The 15,712-nt window shown below is 69.7% G+C and carries 17 protein-coding genes; 9 read left to right on the forward strand and 8 right to left on the reverse strand.

Annotated elements, in window-relative coordinates:
* Positions 1 to 352: hypothetical protein (locus tag H9622_RS15805; protein ID WP_225221816.1), on the forward strand; the 352-nt coding region annotated here is incomplete at its 5' end.
* A 189-nt stretch (positions 353 to 541) separates the two neighbouring features.
* On the opposite strand, the gene H9622_RS06830 is transcribed toward H9622_RS15805, so the two are convergent.
* The gene (locus tag H9622_RS06830; protein WP_318247053.1) at positions 542 to 721 is read right to left on the reverse strand and encodes a helix-turn-helix domain-containing protein; all 180 of its coding nucleotides are present in this window, start codon (positions 719 to 721) and stop codon (positions 542 to 544) included.
* Positions 722 to 833: 112 nt separating this feature from the next.
* On the opposite strand from H9622_RS06830, the gene H9622_RS06835 reads away from it, so the two are divergent.
* Positions 834 to 1,448, forward strand: coding sequence for a hypothetical protein (locus H9622_RS06835; RefSeq protein WP_191765664.1), 615 nt, complete (start codon positions 834 to 836; stop codon positions 1,446 to 1,448).
* Between the two features lie 389 nt (positions 1,449 to 1,837).
* Here H9622_RS06835 and H9622_RS06840 read toward each other — a convergent pair whose 3' ends face one another.
* The gene (locus H9622_RS06840; protein ID WP_225221817.1) at positions 1,838 to 2,737 is read right to left on the reverse strand and encodes a DUF308 domain-containing protein; all 900 of its coding nucleotides are present in this window, start codon (positions 2,735 to 2,737) and stop codon (positions 1,838 to 1,840) included.
* A gap of 329 nt (positions 2,738 to 3,066) precedes the next feature.
* Here H9622_RS06840 and H9622_RS06845 point away from each other — a divergent pair, with 329 nt between their 5' ends.
* Positions 3,067 to 3,546 carry an AAA family ATPase gene (locus H9622_RS06845; protein ID WP_225221818.1) on the forward strand — a complete coding sequence of 160 codons (480 nt, stop codon included), beginning with the start codon at positions 3,067 to 3,069 and terminating at the stop codon, positions 3,544 to 3,546.
* A 10-nt stretch (positions 3,547 to 3,556) separates the two neighbouring features.
* Here H9622_RS06845 and H9622_RS06850 read toward each other — a convergent pair whose 3' ends face one another.
* Together H9622_RS06850 and H9622_RS06855 are read right to left on the reverse strand one after the other, a co-directional pair.
* On the reverse strand, positions 3,557 to 4,282 hold the full coding sequence (locus H9622_RS06850; protein WP_191765665.1) for an alpha/beta fold hydrolase: 726 nt from the start codon (positions 4,280 to 4,282) through the stop codon (positions 3,557 to 3,559).
* A 202-nt stretch (positions 4,283 to 4,484) separates the two neighbouring features.
* Positions 4,485 to 4,847, reverse strand: coding sequence for a spore germination protein GerW family protein (locus tag H9622_RS06855; RefSeq protein ID WP_191765666.1), 363 nt, complete (start codon positions 4,845 to 4,847; stop codon positions 4,485 to 4,487).
* Between the two features lie 174 nt (positions 4,848 to 5,021).
* On the opposite strand from H9622_RS06855, the gene H9622_RS06860 reads away from it, so the two are divergent.
* Entirely contained in the window at positions 5,022 to 5,501 is a 480-nt protein-coding gene (locus H9622_RS06860; RefSeq protein ID WP_191765667.1) for an AAA family ATPase, read from the forward strand.
* Between the two features lie 127 nt (positions 5,502 to 5,628).
* On the opposite strand, the gene H9622_RS06865 is transcribed toward H9622_RS06860, so the two are convergent.
* Positions 5,629 to 7,662 carry a cell wall-binding repeat-containing protein gene (locus tag H9622_RS06865; RefSeq protein WP_191765668.1) on the reverse strand — a complete coding sequence of 678 codons (2,034 nt, stop codon included), beginning with the start codon at positions 7,660 to 7,662 and terminating at the stop codon, positions 5,629 to 5,631.
* Between the two features lie 193 nt (positions 7,663 to 7,855).
* On the opposite strand from H9622_RS06865, the gene H9622_RS06870 reads away from it, so the two are divergent.
* The 4 genes from H9622_RS06870 to H9622_RS06885 are packed head-to-tail and all read left to right on the forward strand — an operon-like array spanning position 7,856 to position 12,939.
* Positions 7,856 to 10,006, forward strand: a complete 2,151-nt coding sequence (locus H9622_RS06870) for a heavy metal translocating P-type ATPase (protein WP_191765669.1) — start codon at positions 7,856 to 7,858, stop codon at positions 10,004 to 10,006.
* Between the two features lie 34 nt (positions 10,007 to 10,040).
* Positions 10,041 to 11,234 (forward strand): M20/M25/M40 family metallo-hydrolase, encoded by a 1,194-nt coding sequence (locus H9622_RS06875; RefSeq protein ID WP_191765670.1) that lies wholly within the window; start codon positions 10,041 to 10,043, stop codon positions 11,232 to 11,234.
* On the forward strand, positions 11,231 to 12,718 hold the full coding sequence (locus tag H9622_RS06880) for an aminotransferase class I/II-fold pyridoxal phosphate-dependent enzyme (RefSeq protein ID WP_191765671.1): 1,488 nt from the start codon (positions 11,231 to 11,233) through the stop codon (positions 12,716 to 12,718). Before H9622_RS06875 ends, H9622_RS06880 begins: the two co-directional genes overlap by 4 nt.
* 50 nt (positions 12,719 to 12,768) lie before the next feature.
* The gene (locus H9622_RS06885; RefSeq protein ID WP_191765672.1) at positions 12,769 to 12,939 is read left to right on the forward strand and encodes a hypothetical protein; all 171 of its coding nucleotides are present in this window, start codon (positions 12,769 to 12,771) and stop codon (positions 12,937 to 12,939) included.
* 52 nt (positions 12,940 to 12,991) lie between these two features.
* Here H9622_RS06885 and H9622_RS06890 read toward each other — a convergent pair whose 3' ends face one another.
* The 3 genes from H9622_RS06890 to H9622_RS06900 are packed head-to-tail and all read right to left on the reverse strand — an operon-like array spanning position 12,992 to position 14,798.
* Positions 12,992 to 13,420 carry a DUF6855 family protein gene (locus tag H9622_RS06890; protein ID WP_191765673.1) on the reverse strand — a complete coding sequence of 143 codons (429 nt, stop codon included), beginning with the start codon at positions 13,418 to 13,420 and terminating at the stop codon, positions 12,992 to 12,994.
* Positions 13,421 to 13,432: 12 nt separating this feature from the next.
* Positions 13,433 to 14,254 (reverse strand): anti-sigma factor, encoded by an 822-nt coding sequence (locus H9622_RS06895; RefSeq protein WP_191765674.1) that lies wholly within the window; start codon positions 14,252 to 14,254, stop codon positions 13,433 to 13,435.
* Positions 14,235 to 14,798 (reverse strand): RNA polymerase sigma factor, encoded by a 564-nt coding sequence (locus tag H9622_RS06900; protein WP_191765675.1) that lies wholly within the window; start codon positions 14,796 to 14,798, stop codon positions 14,235 to 14,237. Before H9622_RS06900 ends, H9622_RS06895 begins: the two co-directional genes overlap by 20 nt.
* 254 nt (positions 14,799 to 15,052) lie before the next feature.
* Between H9622_RS06900 and H9622_RS06905 the strand changes: the two genes are divergently transcribed.
* Complete coding sequence (locus H9622_RS06905; protein ID WP_191765676.1) at positions 15,053 to 15,646, forward strand: fasciclin domain-containing protein; 594 nt, start codon at positions 15,053 to 15,055, stop codon at positions 15,644 to 15,646.
* Positions 15,647 to 15,712: the final 66 nt, after the last annotated feature.

Genomic DNA, 15,712 nt, shown 5'->3' on the forward strand with positions numbered 1-15,712 from the left:
GAAGCACTTCACACCGCCGCAGAAATCGCGGCATGATCAACACACAAGAACCGTCCGGGAAACCGGGTCAGGCTCCGTCGTCCTCGCCGCCCCACGACTGCCCCGATGGCTGCAGAGCAGGGTGGCGGTGCTCAGAGCTGACGAAGTAGCCGAATTGAGCCGCATAGCAGCCGCCTCGGCCACCTGGGGTCATCCCAACATCCCGGCAGCCGACCTCGCCGCGTTCGCTGAGCTTCGGAACACCGTCACGGCCGCGCGCAACCGGCGTCGTAGTTGGGCGCTCGCCCTTGTGCTGAGCCCGCTTGCCATGTTGGCCACCCTCACCGTCGGCATGCTCAGCCTCTTTCGCTGAAGGCATTCACAGCCGGGGATGCGATCGAACGCTGCCGGGATCCCGTCCGCGCGTTCCCCGTATGAGGCTGCCGAACGAACGGCCCGAAGGCCGTTCGCGCCGTCCCGCTTACGCGCGTTGCCCGATTGGGGATCATGCCGTCCGTGCCGGCTGCTTGGACGATGGGCAGCACCGCCCGTCGCGCCGCAATCAGGCGTCGACGCCGAAGGCGCGCAGCAGACCGGCGCGAGGGATCATCCGGCGCGGGCCGAGTTGAACCGTGGGGATGGTTCCGCTCTCGATCCCGAGCTTGATTGTTCGGTAGTCGACGCCGACGAGCTTCGCGGCATCCTTCATCGTCAGGGCAAGCGAATTCGGCGATGAGTTCACGACTTTCTCCTTCGATGGATGGTAGATGTCATCACTTGCTCACGCACTGTACACCCGTGAGTGCTCGATGTCATCACTTGCTCGCGCTTCCCGAAACTGGGAAACTCGCAGCATGCCTGAACTCTCGATCGAACTGGTCGACGACGAGATCCTCGACGCCGGCGACGGCATTCACATCCCACGCTCGTGGGTCGCCGTGGTTACCGGCATTCCTGACGTTCCGGGTGCCGTGCGTGCGCACGTCGTGTACGACCCGACGCTGCGGCGGGCAGCGGCTGAGTCGATTCGAGTGGATCGGAGCGGCCAGGGCGATGAGGTGACCACCACGCTACTGCGCGACCTCCGAGTGCAGGCCATCGTCAAGTGGGCTGCAGCTCGCGTTGTCCGCGTCGACGGTGGTCTGTCCGAGCCCGAGACCTACGGACAGTACCTGACCCGACTGCGGGCGGACGCGTCGCGCTCCGAGGAGCAGAACCTGCGCGAGGCGGTCAGGCTGTACCGGCTGGCCTCGGTAATCAACGACGGTCCGCTCAAGCTCGTCTCGGAAGAGCTCGGCGTCAGCGTCAGCACCGCGACGCGCATGATGAATCGCGCCCGCGTTGCGGGTCTTGTCGACGAAGCCACCGGTCGCGAGGTGCTTGTTCAGGCTCGCGAGCAGCAGCTCCGCGAGCAGTTCAGCGGACCTGTCGTCCGCCCAGGTTCATCGGGGCCCTCGATCGGTCGCTGACACCATGGGGATACGTTGAGCCGCATTTGAGCACTTTGCAAAGCAAGACGAGCGCCTGCGAGCAGACCGCCCAAAATCAGGTGCTTCAGGTTGTGGCCAATACCGGTTTGGCCGCATCCAGTTCTGGAATGAGCCTGGAGCTCGCTTTAGGACTGGCAACTCTTGCCCGCATTTTGGCCGCATTCCATTCGCCGTTGGCTGTTTTCGGACGTCGGTTGATGTCGTCGCGGCTCGGAAAATCCGCGTGGTTCCGCGGAAGTTGTCGTTCAATGGCGCTATGCAAAATGCTCAAAACGTGTTCGAGTCCCTCCAGGGGTCTGGCTGGCCCCTCACAGAAGGAAAGCGGGCCGGGGGTAGTTGCTCCCCCGGCCCGCCACCACCGCCGTGCCCTACTTGATCGCGACGAACACCGTGTCGGCGAACATGCCCGGGCGCACGGCCAGAACGCCGTCCGCGGGCGTCGGGACCTGCAGTGCCTCGTTGCCGGTCGCCGAGGCGCCGTTGTAGAGGGTGCTCATCGAGTCCATCTCGTCGGGGCCCATGAGCATCTTGTCCAGCGGGTCGACGGTCACGCCGGCAGCGGTGACGTACTCGAGGCCGACCATCACGGGCATCCCACCCTCTGCGTCTTCGCCGGTGTAGGTCACGGTGTAGTTGATGAGGATGTACTCGGTTCCCGCGTCGGGTGCCTCGTTGAACTGGTTCTCCGCGAGGATCTGGTCGGTCGCGCCGGTCGTCACCGAGTTGATGACGACCGTCCAGTCCTCGCCCTCCACGGCCGAACCCAGCGGAGCGGGGTTCTCGCGAGTGCCTGCCGCGGGTGCGTCATCCTCGGCGGCCGCAGCATCCTCCTCGACGACAGCTGAGTCGTCATTGGTGCTGATGTTGACCTCGGACTGGAACGCGTTGTTGAACGAGGTTGCGACGACGGCGAAGAACACGATGAAGCCGACGATCGTGCCGACGACCGAGACGATGATCGCCGTGAGCCCCTGCCACTTCGCCTTGTCCTTGAGGAACAGCGAGATGATTCCGAGGATGAAGCCGACCGGCAGCAGGACCCAGCCGACGATGAGCGCACCAGGAATGCAGGCGAAGATGAAACCGACCACAGACACTGCGAGGGCGACGATGCCGAGCACGTTGCGCGCAGGCTTCGGCTTCGCGGGCCCGCCCGCGGGCGGCACGAACGCCGGCTGCTGAGGCTGGTATCCCTGGGGCTGCGGCTGGTAGGCCTGCGGCTGCTGGGTCTGCGTGGGGTAGGACGTGGGCTGCTGCGCGTCGGTCATAGTTCTCTTTCGGTGTGGGACGGCTCTGGGGGCCGCGTGACAAACCGAGCGACTGCGCGCGGACGCTGAACATCCATGAGTTGGCAGACCCCCCGGTCGGGCGCACGACGACGAAGGCGATGAGCTCTTCGCCCAGACATCCCCCGCCATTGGTGCGCGCCAGTTCGAACCTATGGTTGCGCTGGCGCTCGACACGGTCGCTTGAGCGGAGGCTGACCGATTCCTGAGCAAGCGCTGTCCGAACGATGCTTCTTCGGGTCCACTCGGCACGGCGATAGAGTCGTCGCGCGGATCTCAGACGTCACGCGTCGCACATTGGATCGGGCTCGATGGCAACTCTTCACCTCATGGTCGGGCTCCCCGGCAGCGGCAAGACCACCCTCGCCCGCGAGCTCGAGACGGAGCTCCCCGCACTGCGCCTGTCCGTCGACGAATGGCACATCGAGCTCTTCGGCAACGACGTCCGTGACGACAGCGATGAGGCGGAGTGGGCTCTCCACAACGCTCGGCATTCCACCATCGAGGCGCTGCTGTGGCACATCGCCGCGCGATCGCTCGGACTGGGCGTGGACGTGATCCTCGACTTTGGCTTCTGGACCAGGGCCGAACGCGACGACTTCAGAGCACGAGCGGCGGCGCTCGGCGCCGGGTTCAGGATTCACTTCACGGATGCCTCGAGCGAGGCGCTCCTCGAACGGATCCGCGCCAGGAACGCCGACCTCACCGCAGGCACCTTCCACATTCCCGAGGCCACCCTGAACGAGTGGATGCTCATGTTCGAACCGCCCACGCCCGGCGAGCTGGGCTAGCGACCGAGTCTCACCCCACCGAGGCCACAGCCGCCCGGATCGCCGCCAGCGTGACATCCGGGTGCGAGATCATCGACACATGCGACGCATCGACCTCGGTCACGGTCGACCCGGCCCGCGCCGCCATGCGGCGCTTCGTCTCGATCGGGATCACCTTGTCCTCGGTGCCGAGCACGGCCCAGCTGGGGATCGTCTTCCACGCGGCAGGACCCGACGGTGTGACATTCGCGACGATGGATGCCGGCCGCTGCGTCGCCGCGATGAGCCAGCGATCCTGCTCCGGCAGGTCCTGCGCGAACGAGTTGTGGACGACGTCGGGCTTGAGCCAGGCATCCGCTGCTCCCTCCGGCGCACCGGGGTAGCCCGCAAGATCCAGCACTGTCGTGGGATCGGCGACGGCGAGCGCCGAGCCGGAGCCGTCGAGGATGCCGAGGACTGTCTCGCCCTCGTCGGGGATGAACGCGTCGACGTAGACGAGCGCGCGCACGTCGCCCGACAGGCCGGCGTTGGTGATGACCGCTCCCCCGTACGAGTGGCCGACGAGCACCACCGGACCCGACGTGCGCTGCGCGAGGAAGGATGCGACATACGCCGAGTCGCTCGTGAGTCCGCGCAGCTCGTTCGGCGGCGCGAGCACGGTGTAGCCCTCCGACTGGAGGGTGGGGATCACGGCGTTCCAGCTCGATGAGTCGGCCCAGGCGCCGTGGACGAGGACGATCGTGGGGGTTTCAGGCATTGCGGCTTCCAATCACATGGCGCCGCCGCGGCGGGCGACGCTACCGGCGATGAGGGATGCGCCCAGGGGCCCGACGCCCCAGCACGATAGGACTCACACCGCCGCTCCGCTAGAGCACATCGTGCAGCAATTCGCCGAACGAATCCCACGTGAGAGCGGGTTCCGCGGTGGAGCGCTTTCCTACCGCAGGCGCAGCGTGTTCTCACCGCCAGCGCAGCGCTCCGATGATGCGCGCGAGCGCCCAACCGACGGCCGACACGAGCGGCGCGCTCACGATGATGATGGCCACCGGGTTGGGCAGGAACCTGGGCCCGTTCGGCCCGCTCACCCACGCTCCGATGGGCAGTACGTAACCACCGCCTCCGCCGCCCGTGCCCTCACCCTGGCCCTCCGGCATCTCGCCCCGCTGCGGCCACTTTCCCGACCCGCCGCCACCGCCGAAGCCGAAGACGACGAGCGCCGCCGGCACGACCTCGCGGCCGTCGATCGTGACGCTTTCGCCGAACGCCATCTTCGCGCCCCACGAGGGCACGGATGCCGCCAGGCTCTCGATCGGCTTCTCCATCAGGTGACTCCCTCCGGACGTCGCTGAGCGGCGCACTGCCATCCAAGATAGGGATCGAACCCCGCCCCCGCCATGGCCCGGCCCCCACGAGACCGAAGGCCGGGCACGCACTCTACCGCTCCCCCGCGCACCCCCGTTCTTGCTTGGATAGGCGCCATGGCAACGCTTCACCTCATGGTCGGCCTACCCGGCAGCGGCAAGACCACGCTCGCCCGCACCGTCGAGCGTCAGCATTCCGCGCTGCGCCTGACGGTCGATGAGTGGCACGTCGAGCTGTTCGGCAACGACGTTCATGACGACAGCACCGAGACGGACTGGGCGGTGCACGACGCCCGGCACACGGCGATCGAGGCGCTTCTCTGGCAGACCGCGGCGCGCGTTCTGGCACTCGGTGTGGACGTCGTGCTCGACTTCGGCTTCTGGACCAGGCAGGAGCGGAACGACTTCCGCGAACGGGCGCGCGATCTCGGGGCGGAAGTCAGTATCCACTATGCGGATGCCTCGGCCGCGCAGCTCCTCGAACGCATCACAGCGAGGAACGCAGACCTGCCTGCCGGCACATTCCACATTCCGGAGGCCAGCCTCAGAGAATGGATGCTGGTCTTCGAGCCGCCGACCGCCGACGAACACGAGCGGGGCTCATCGACGGTGTAGCGGGTCTGCGGCACCTGCCATGCAACGTGTCGTGACGCGTGTGATCCGGGCGGCATTCAGGGTTCCGTCTCGCCGTCAGCGCGCGACCCTTCAAGACCTTGACGAAAGGCTGGGGTGAGGGCGTGACCTAAGCGGCTCGCCAGCGGAGGCGGGTGTCGGTCGCCGAGGTCTTGCACATCATCTTCACTCCCGTCACCGTGTAGGCGATCCAGCCCGCGTACTGCTTGGCGCAGAATGCTCCCGGCGTCACGGCGTTCGGGTAGCGCGGCGGCGCAGGCGCAGGAGGCGGAGCGACGGCGGCCGCGGCGACGGATGCCGTCGCCCTCGAGGTGTGCGCGACGGTGACGTATCCGCTCAGAGACCCGGTCACCCGCACCGTGATCTTCTTGCCCTGATGCGCGGCGGTCAGCTTGAGGGACGTGCCCCCGCCGAGCGCCGAGCCGTTGGCGTACCACTGGTAGGCAAGCGCCGCACCCGGCGTCCACGAACCTGCGTTCGCGGTGAGGGTGTAGCCCACCTTCGCCGTTCCGGAGATCGTCGGAATGGATGACGTCAGGCAGCCGGTGTTGGACGCCGCCGCGCTGCTGACGACGGACGCGGAGCCAAGGATCACGTTCTTGGTCGCACCGAGCTGGCTGATCGATTCACGAACCGACGTCGGCACACAGCCTGGCGATGTGATGTAGAGGGGCGCGGCGAGACGACCGGCCATGGCGGCACCGGCGAGAGCATCCGGGAAGTTGCCACCCGTGGCGAGGAAGAGGGTGTCGGTGCTGCCGTACCCGAAGAACGAGTCATTGATGGCCGCAGCGGTCGCGTAGCGGTCCGCGCCGCCGTAGCGAGCGACGGAATAGCCGGCGCTGGCCAGCTGACTCTGGATCCCGCTCGACACTGCAGAAGAGGAGCCGACCAGCGCGACGTTCTGCACACCGAGGCGCGCCAGCTCGGCGAGCGTGCTCGACGGCACTGACGACTTCGTGCCGTCGACGAGGATCACCGGTGCCTTCAAAGCCCCGGCTGCGCCGGTCGCGGCAAGGGCGTCCGGGAAGCCACGACCGGTGGCGATGAACGCGGTGTCAGCGGCGTCGAACGTCGCCCCGACGATCTTGAGACCCGTCAGATACCGATCGGCATCGCCGAGGCGCGTCGTAGGCGCGATGGTGGACAGGCTGTTCAGCACCCCCGCAGACACGGCTCCGGTGCCGCCGACGACGTAGATGTCAGTGGGATTCAGCCGCTGGATCTCGGCTTTCACGGCAGCGGGCAGCGTCGCGGAAGGGGTCAAGAGCAGCGGCCCACCGACCAGCGCGGCGGCTGCCGCAGCCGACAGCGCATCGGGGAAGTTGAGTCCCGTCGCGACGAACACCGCGGGCACGCCGGGCTGATACCGGCTGGCCACGCTGAGGGCAGTGGCGTAGCGGTCGGCACCGGCGAGACGCGTCTCACCCTCCGCGAAGGGGTCGATCACGGTCGTCGGCGTCGGGGTGGGCGCCTCCGCAGCCATGACGGTAGGGAGGGTGACCTCGGTCGCTCCGCACGCTCCGGAGAGGAGCGTCTGCAGCTGGGCGAGCTCGGCGGCATCGACCGCCAGCGCCCACCGATACTTCATCAGCGACCAGGAGATCGCATACTCGCAGTGGTACGCCGCGTTGGACGGCATCCACTCCGCCGGGTCGTGGTCGGCCTTCGACTGGTTCGCCGTCGACGATGCGGCGTTCAGCGCATAAGGGACGCCAAGGTCATTCGCGAAGTCACGTCGTTGCGCGTCGGTCCACGCCGACGCACCCGACCGCCATGCCTCGGCCAGCGCAACGAGGTGGTCGATCTCGATCTCGGCGGGAGTGGTCGCCGTGGCGCCGTCGAGCGCCGACACCCACGTGCCACCCGTCAACGAGCAGCCGCTTCCGACGGTGACCGGGCTCGTCGACTCCTCGATGAGCACTTCGTAGCGGGTGTTGCACCCGTCGCCGTCGGCATCGATCCAGTGCTCGAACCGATCACGGTTGTACTGCGGGACCGTGGTCTCGGCCGCGGTCGTCAGCATCGCGGGAAGCTCCGCCGCCGTCACCGCCGACGCGCCGGCCGGCGACACGAACACCAGCCCCGAAGCCACCATCGCGGCACCCATGACGATCGCGACGCGCGCGCGAATACTTCTCACTGCTTTTCCCCCCGAGGACTTGGCCAACCCGATCGACTCTAGGGTTGACGCCGCGGGGGTTGCGGCTGCGAACCCTCAGGGTTGCCCTAGGACTTCGCGTATCGCACGGACAGTACGCCGACTCGACGGGGAATACCCTAGGGGGGTACCCTCGTTGTCGACTCCAGACGTTGACAGCACGGAGGAGAGCCTCATGGACGAGCACCAGAACCGCCCGCATCACCCGGCACCGGGTGAGCACAACCCCCACCACCGCACCGCCTCGGCCGTTGAGGCGGCGGGCGCGGCATCCCACTCCCCCTCCGGTCACAGCGAGCACGCTCACCACCACGCCGGCCACCAAGACCACACCGGCCACGCCGGCCACGCCGGCCACGGCGACCACGTCGCCCGCTTCCGCACGCTCTTCTGGTGGAATCTGCTGCTCGCCATCCCCGTCGTCGGGTTCTCGGCGATGTTCGCGATGATCCTCGGCTACTCGCTGCCCGACGCCGCCTGGGTGCCGTGGGTCTCCCCCGTGCTCGGCACCGTCATGTACGTCTGGGGCGGCGCACCGTTCCTCACCGGCGCCGTCGGCGAACTGCGCGCCCGCAAGCCCGGCATGATGCTGCTGATCGGGCTAGCGATCACGGTCGCGTTCGTCGCGTCGTGGGGAGCGAGTCTCGCGATGCTGCACCACGAGCTCGACTTCTGGTGGGAGCTCGCCCTGCTCATCGTGATCATGCTCCTCGGGCACTGGATCGAGATGCGCTCGCTCGCGCAGACCACCAACGCGCTCGACTCCCTCGCGGCGCTGCTGCCCGACGAGGCCGAGAAGGTCGTCGGCGACTCGACGGTCACGGTCGCTCCGGCCGACCTCGAGCTCGGCGACGTCGTCGTCGTGCGCCCCGGCGGCCGCGTGCCCGCCGACGGCACCGTCGTGCAGGGTACGGCCAGCATGGACGAGTCGATGATCACCGGCGAGTCCCGCCCGGTCCGCCGCGGCGACGGCGATCCGGTCGTCGCGGGAACGGTCGCCACCGACTCCGGCCTTCGCGTGCGCATCACCGCGGTCGGTGAAGACACCGCGCTCGCCGGCATCCGTCGCCTCGTCACCGAGGCGCAGAACTCGTCGTCGCGTGCGCAGCGTCTCGCCGACCGCGCGGCGGGCTGGCTGTTCTGGTTCGCGCTCGGCGCGGCGGCGATCACCGCGGTCGTGTGGTCGCTGCTCGGCTACCCCGACGAGGCCGTCATCCGCACGATCACCGTGCTCGTGATCGCGTGCCCCCACGCGCTGGGCCTCGCGATCCCGCTCGTCGTGTCGATCGCGACCGAGCGCGCCGCCCGCAGCGGCGTGCTGATCAAGGACCGCCTTGCGCTCGAGAGCATGCGCACGGTCGACTCGGTGCTCTTCGACAAGACCGGCACCCTCACCAAGGGCGCCCCCGCGGTGACGGCGATCGAGCCCGCCGACGGTCGCGACGCCGACCGCGTGCTGGCGCTGGCCGCCGCGGCGGAGGCTGATTCGGAGCATCCGCTCGCCCGCGCCATCGTGACCGCCGCACGCGATCGCGACCTCACGACTTGGCGCGCGACCGGCTTCACATCGGCGCCCGCGGTCGGCGTCTCGGCCCATGTCGACGGCCACCGCGTGCAGGTCGGCGGCCCGCACCTGCTCGACGAGACTGGCACCACCGAGCTCGCCGTCGCCGACGCGTGGCGGGGCGAGGGTGCGATCATCCTGCACGTGCTCGTCGACGGCGAGGTGGCCGGTGCGCTGCGGCTCGCCGACGAGATCCGGCCCGAGTCGCGCCAGGCGGTGAGCGCGCTGCAGGACCGCGGAGTGCAGGTCGTCATGATCACCGGCGACGCCGAAGCCGTGGCCGCCTCTGTCGCCGCCGAGCTGGGCATCGACCGCTACTTCGCCGGCGTGCGCCCCGAGGACAAGGCGTCGAAGGTCGCGCAGCTGCAGCACGAAGGACGCAAGGTCGCGATGGTCGGCGACGGCGTCAACGACGCCCCCGCGCTGGCGCAGGCCGACGTCGGCATCGCGATCGGCGCCGGCACCGACGTCGCCATCGCCTCGGCCGGCGTGATCCTCGCCAGCGACGACCCCCGCTCGGTGCTCTCGGTGATCGAGCTGTCGCGCGCGAGCTACCGCAAGATGAAGCAGAACCTGTGGTGGGCCGCCGGCTACAACCTCATCTCGGTCCCCCTCGCCGCGGGCATCCTCGCGCCCATCGGCTTCGTGCTGCCGATGTCGGTCGGCGCCATCCTGATGTCGCTGTCGACCATCGTCGTCGCCCTCAACGCCCAGCTGCTGCGCCGGCTCGACCTCCGGCCCGACACCCTGCTGCAGCGCTGACGGGCGGCCCGCGGCCCCGCGCTATCGTCGGACCGTGCCCTCCCCCACCGATCTCGGCGGCGCCGCCGTCGACCTCACCGCCACGCTGGTCGCAATCGACAGCGTGAGTCCCAGCCTCGTTCCCTCGGCCGAGGGCGAAGGGCGCGTCGCGTCTGTCCTCGCCGAGCGGCTCGGGGCTGCGGGCTATGCGGTCGAGCTGATCGCGGCTGCGGCCGACCCGCGCCGTGTCAGCGTGCTGGCGCAGCGCACCGGCGCGCGTCCTGGCCGCACCGTGGTGCTCAACGGCCATCTCGACACGGTGGGAGTGGACGGGATGCCGCAGCCCTTCGAACCGCGGATCATCGATGGCCGTCTCACCGGCCGCGGCGCGAGCGACATGAAGGGCGGCGTCGCCGGGCTCGTCGTCGCCGCCGAGCGACTGGCCGCGCTCGACGCTCCCGGCACGGTGATCGTCGCGCTCGTCGCCGACGAGGAGAACGCCAGCGTCGGTGCCGAAGCCGTACTCGCGCATCTCGCCGAGCGCGATGTGCACATGGACATCTGCCTCATCGGCGAGCCCACCTGGCTCGACTTCGCCGCCGCGCACCGCGGCTACGCGGTCGTCGAGGTCGCGTTCCACGGCAGGGCCGCGCACTCGTCGCAGCCCGACGAAGGCGTCGATGCCGCCCGCGCGACCGGCGAGCTGCTCACCTCGATCGCCGCGGCCGATGCCGACCTGCGGCGGCGGGCGCAGCATCCGCTCCTCCCCTCCGGCTCTCTCATGGCGACCGTCGTGCGAGCGGGGTCGGCGCCGTTCACCGTCGCGGCGACCGCGGAGGTCACGGTCGAGCGGCGCACCCTGCCCGGCGAAGCCGCCGCCGACGCGCTGCACGACGTGCGCGCGCTCGTCGACGCGATCACATCGCGCTCACCCGGACTCACCGCGGACGTCCGGCTCACCCACGCGCGGGAGGCATGGGAAGCGGATGCCGCAGGCAGCGCCGCCGCGTTCAGCACGCTGCTCGCCGAAGCGCTCGAGAGCGCCGGATCGCGGCATCCCGAGTCCATCGGCGCGCCGTACTGGATGGAGTCGGCGCTCTGGCAGGCGGCGGGCGTGCCGACCGTGGTGTGCGGACCGGCGGGCGGCGGACTGCACGCGATCGACGAGTGGGTCGAGGTCGCGCAGGTCGAGCGCTACGCCGTCGCCGTGACCGAGGCCGTCGGACGATTCCTGGAGGTGCCCGCATGAGCGCGACCGATCCCCGCGACCCTCGCGGCTACGCCGCCGACGCCCCGCTGCTCGAGGCGTGGCTGCGGTTCACGGGCGATGTGCGCGACGGCCGGTCGATGCCGTTCAGCATCCCGGGGCACAAGCACCGCCGCGACCTCGTGGGTGACGTGATCGCCGGCGACGTGCCGATGCTCGCCGGGCTCGACACGATGAAGCAGGATCACGCGCTGCTCGCGACCGCCGAGACCCGCGCGGCCGAGGCGTGGGGCGTGGACTGGTGCCGCTTCTCGGTGGGCGGCTCGACCCACGCGAACCAGGCCTCGGTGCTCGCGCTCGGTCAGCCGGGGCAGAGCGTGATCGTCTCGCGCACCCTGCACCGCTCGGTGCTGCTGGGCCTCGTGCTCGCGGGGCTGCGTCCGGTGTGGGTGCACCCTTCGATTGACGCGGCGACCGGCCTGCCCGGCGCTGTGCCGGTCGAGGCGGTCGAGGCCGCGCTGGCCGCAAATCCCGACGCGTGCGGCGTGCTCGTCGGCGACCCGTCGTACGTCGGCACGATGTCTGACATCGCGGGCCTCGCCGACGTGGCGCACGCGGCCGGCGTGCCGCTCGTCGTCGACGCTGCGTGGGCCGCGTACTTCGGCTTCTCGCCCAGCGTGCCCGACCACGCCCTCGCCCGCGGCGCCGACGCGCTCATCACGAGCGCGCACAAGACCCTCCCCGCGTGGAGCCAGTCCGCGCTGCTGCTCGCTCGCACCAGCCGCGCGGGCGGACTGCTCGACCCCGACCGGCTGGAGCGCGGGTTCGAGGCATCCGCCACCACCAGCGCCGCAGGCGCGATCCTCGCGAGCGCCGACGCCTCGCGCGCCCTGCTGCAGCGGGACGGCGCTGAGCTCGTCGGCCGGCTCGTGCAGCTCGTGGACGTGGCGCGTTCGGCGCTGTCGGCGATCGAGGGCGCCGAGGTGCTCGTCGACCGCCCCGCGTCGCACCCGGAGGGACCGCTCGCCGTCGATCCCGCCAAGCTCGTCGTGCTGCTCGCCGGCACGGGCGCGCACGGGCACGCGATCGAAGCCGACCTGCTCGCCCACGGCATGACGCTCGAGATGGCCGACCGCGATGTACTCGTGCCGATCATCACGCTCGCCGACGACGAATCGACCGTCGCCCGACTGATCGAGGCGCTGACGGCTGCGATCGAGCGGCACCGCGGCCAACCACGGCGCCTCACCGCATCGGCCGCATGGAGCGTGCGTGCCGAGACGGCGATCCCGCCCCGCGATGCGTTCTTCGCGCCACACGAGACAGCGCGAGCGGATGCCGCGGCCGGCCGCGTCTGCGCCGAGCTGATCGCCCCCTATCCCCCGGGCGTTCCGGTGCTGGCGCCGGGCGAGATCGTCACGGTCGAGGCGCTCGACGCACTGCGCGCCACGCGGGCCGACGGCGGTCGCATCGCGTACGCCGCCGACGCGACCCTCGCGACCGTGCAAGTTGTGGCGGAGCGGTAGACCCCCACGATGGAGGCGAACGCGTCACCTGCGGTCGTAGCATCGATCGCATGACCGAAACCGCCTTCAAGCCCGGCGAAACCGTCGTCACGCCGCGCGAGCCGGGCACCATCATCGATGTGCGCGCCACCCCGTCCGGAAGGTGGGTCTACGGGGTCGAACACGACAGCGGCGAGGTCGGCTACTTCACCGGCCGGGCGCTCCAACGCGTTCAGCACTGACCCGCCGGCCCTCGGCGGCGCCGGGTGCGGCGCCGGACGTCGAGCGCTCGCGCTACCCCGGCTGGACGATCGCCCGCACGCGGTTGTTGCGCGGGTTGTGCTCGAGTTCGACCAGACCGAGCGCCTCGAGCAGCGGCGGCAGGTACATGGCGAACCGCCCGCGGTAGCCTTTGCGCTGGCCGTACCAGCCGCCGACCGGGTTGTCGGGCGACCGCCCCCACGCCTCGACGGTGCCGGCCGCGGGCTCCTTCTGCTCGTCGGCGGCGCCGAGCGGCATCCAGTCGCCGTGCGCGATCAGCATCTCGTGCAGGTCGTCGACCGCGCGCGACAGGTAGGTGAGCTTCGTCGAGCCGACCTGGCAGATCAGCAGGGGCGGATCGGCGTCGTCATCACGGTGGATCGTATACTCCGACGTCAGCGGCGGCGTCTTCAGCCGCCACGGATCGTCGGGCATCCCGCTTCCGGACCAGTCGTCGTTCATGGGTTCCTCCGCTCAGGTGAGCTGGCCGCGCACGATCGAATCGCCCGAGTGGGCGGGGTCTCCGTCGATCGGCTCGACGGAGATGTCGACGATGCTGTACTCGTCGAGGTCGACGCCGTCGGGGATGACGAAGCTCCCCGAGTCGCCGTCGAGCACGCCGAGGCTGATGAGCGCGGCGGCGTCGTTGCGGATGAGCCAGACCTCGCGGTAGCCGTCGTCTGACGCATCCGCGGCGAGATTCACGGTCAGTGTGCGAGACCCGTCACGCCCCGCCTCGACGTCGGCGGTGCCGCTGGCGCCGGGGTGAGCCGGGAACGGCTCGAGTTCTGCCCCGGCGACGACGGTCGGGCGCAGCGACGAGTTCACGAGCCATGCGCCCGCGCCGACCGCGGAGATCAGCACCAGCGACGCGGCGAGCACCCAGGCCACCGCGGCACGGCGGCGGCGGGGCGGCGATGCGGACGCGGAGGCCGGAGCGGGAGCCGGGGCGGGAGCCGGAGCGGAATCGGGAGCCTGAACGGAAGCCGAAGCGGGAGCCGAAGCAGCCTCCGTTGCGGCGATGTCTCCGGCGAGCGCTGGCTCCGGCGCCGACGCGGTTGCCGCGGCATCCGTCAGGCCGATCTCTTCCGCGATCCGTGCCCACACGCGAGCCGGCGGCGCCTCGAGCACCTGCCCGTCGGCGACCGTGGCGCGGGCGATGATCGCCGTTCGGCGGAGCTCGGCGAGTTCGGCGGCGCACGCGGCGCAGCCGGTGAGGTGCTCGGTGTCGGCATCGCTGGCGACAGGCTCGCCGAGGGCGAGCAGCGTGAGCTGATCAGGATCGAGGTGCGACACGGGAGACCTCCAATCTGTCGCGCATTCGCAGGAGACTTCGTCTCAGGTGGCTCTTCACGGTACCCAGTGGCATGTCGAGCTTGCGGGAGATCTGCTCGTGGGTCAGGTCGTCATAGAAGGCGAGCCGCACGACCTGGCGGGCATCCGGCTCGAGGCGGTCGATCTCGTTGGCGAGCAGAACGGCGTCCGCCACATCCGGGGGTTCGCGCACCAGGTCTTCGGGGCGTGTGTTGCGCGTGAGCTCCTCGTGAAGCGCACGGATCTTCGCCCGCGACTCGTGCATGTCGGCGATCCGCCGCCGTGTGATGGCGATCAGCCAGGTCGACAGCTTGCCCTTCGCGGGTGAGAACGACGCGCGCGAGGTCCACGCCGACACGAAGACGCGCTGAGTGACGTCCTCGGCGTCGGTGCGATCGCCCAGAGATCGCAAGGCGAGCGTGAAGACGACGGGCGACCAACGGCGATAGATCTCGGCGAGGGCGGCCTCGTCGCCCGCGATGAAGCGCCCATTGAGGGCTGCCTCTGCCGCCTGGTCCTGATCCATGTCATTCCGCTTCGTCACCGGTGTTCGGTGGCCCGCAGCATCACGCTACCCCTGGACCTGCCGCCTGGGCGGTGTGGCGCAGGGCGATCTCACTCGGCCTCCGAAAGTTCATTCCGCGGATGCACACGATTCGGATGCACCCGATTCGTTCGCGACGGATTCGGCGGCGGCTGCATCCGAAACGAGCGGCCGAGGGGAACAACCCGTAGCGCCATCTTCCGATGCCGCGTCGTCATCATCGAAGGAGCTGAACGATGAACAAGCACATCCGCACCCTCGTCGCGGTCGCGGCCGCAGCCGCCCTCACCTTCGCCGCAGTCCCCGCACACGCCACCGGCGGGTCGGCTCCGCGAGGATCGATCGTCGACGTCGCGGTCGCCGCATCGGGCGGCGGAACGCCCGACAAGAACCCGTGGGACTACGACCTGCTCGTGCAGGCCGTCCTGGCGACCGGACTCGACGCCGCCCTCGCCGACCGCTCGACCTCCTACACGGTGTTCGCGCCGAACGACCGCGCATTCCTGCGTCTGGTGCGTGACCTCACGGGGTCGTGGCCGGCGTCGGAGAGCGAGGCGCTGACGACCATCACCACCGCATTCACGACCGACGAGATCGCGAACATCCTGCTGTATCACGCGGTGTCAGGCAAGAAGCTCAGCGCCGTCAAGGTGCTCACGTCGAAGTCGCTGACGATGGCCAACGGCGGCCTCGTCAAGCCTCGAGGCATCGCCCTTCGTGACGAGACGCCCGCATTGGCCGACCCGCGGCTGGTGCTGTGGAAGATCAACATCCCCGCATCGAACGGGGTCATCCACACCATCGATCGGGTGCTCGTCCCCGCGTCCTGACCCCAACCAGGACGCGCGTCCGGTCCCGCTCGTTCTCCGGCGGGGCCGGACGCTTTCGTGTGGGGG

This window comes from Microbacterium gallinarum (assembly GCF_014837165.1).
Classification (GTDB): domain Bacteria; phylum Actinomycetota; class Actinomycetes; order Actinomycetales; family Microbacteriaceae; genus Microbacterium; species Microbacterium gallinarum.

Excerpts from the sequence above, each read along its gene's own strand:
- H9622_RS06870 (WP_191765669.1), top strand. The coding sequence starts at position 7,856 with ATGGACGAGCACCAGAACCGCCCGCATCACCCGGCACCGGGTGAGCAC.
- H9622_RS06905 (WP_191765676.1), top strand. The coding sequence starts at position 15,053 with ATGAACAAGCACATCCGCACCCTCGTCGCGGTCGCGGCCGCAGCCGCC.
- H9622_RS06850 (WP_191765665.1), bottom strand. The coding sequence starts at position 4,282 with ATGCCTGAAACCCCCACGATCGTCCTCGTCCACGGCGCCTGGGCCGAC.
- H9622_RS06900 (WP_191765675.1), bottom strand. The coding sequence starts at position 14,798 with ATGGATCAGGACCAGGCGGCAGAGGCAGCCCTCAATGGGCGCTTCATC.
- H9622_RS06855 (WP_191765666.1), bottom strand. The coding sequence starts at position 4,847 with ATGGAGAAGCCGATCGAGAGCCTGGCGGCATCCGTGCCCTCGTGGGGC.
- H9622_RS06835 (WP_191765664.1), top strand. The coding sequence starts at position 834 with ATGCCTGAACTCTCGATCGAACTGGTCGACGACGAGATCCTCGACGCC.
- H9622_RS06845 (WP_225221818.1), top strand. The coding sequence starts at position 3,067 with ATGGCAACTCTTCACCTCATGGTCGGGCTCCCCGGCAGCGGCAAGACC.
- H9622_RS06890 (WP_191765673.1), bottom strand. The coding sequence starts at position 13,420 with ATGAACGACGACTGGTCCGGAAGCGGGATGCCCGACGATCCGTGGCGG.
- H9622_RS06880 (WP_191765671.1), top strand. The coding sequence starts at position 11,231 with ATGAGCGCGACCGATCCCCGCGACCCTCGCGGCTACGCCGCCGACGCC.
- H9622_RS06885 (WP_191765672.1), top strand. The coding sequence starts at position 12,769 with ATGACCGAAACCGCCTTCAAGCCCGGCGAAACCGTCGTCACGCCGCGC.
- H9622_RS06860 (WP_191765667.1), top strand. The coding sequence starts at position 5,022 with ATGGTCGGCCTACCCGGCAGCGGCAAGACCACGCTCGCCCGCACCGTC.
- H9622_RS06840 (WP_225221817.1), bottom strand. The coding sequence starts at position 2,737 with ATGACCGACGCGCAGCAGCCCACGTCCTACCCCACGCAGACCCAGCAG.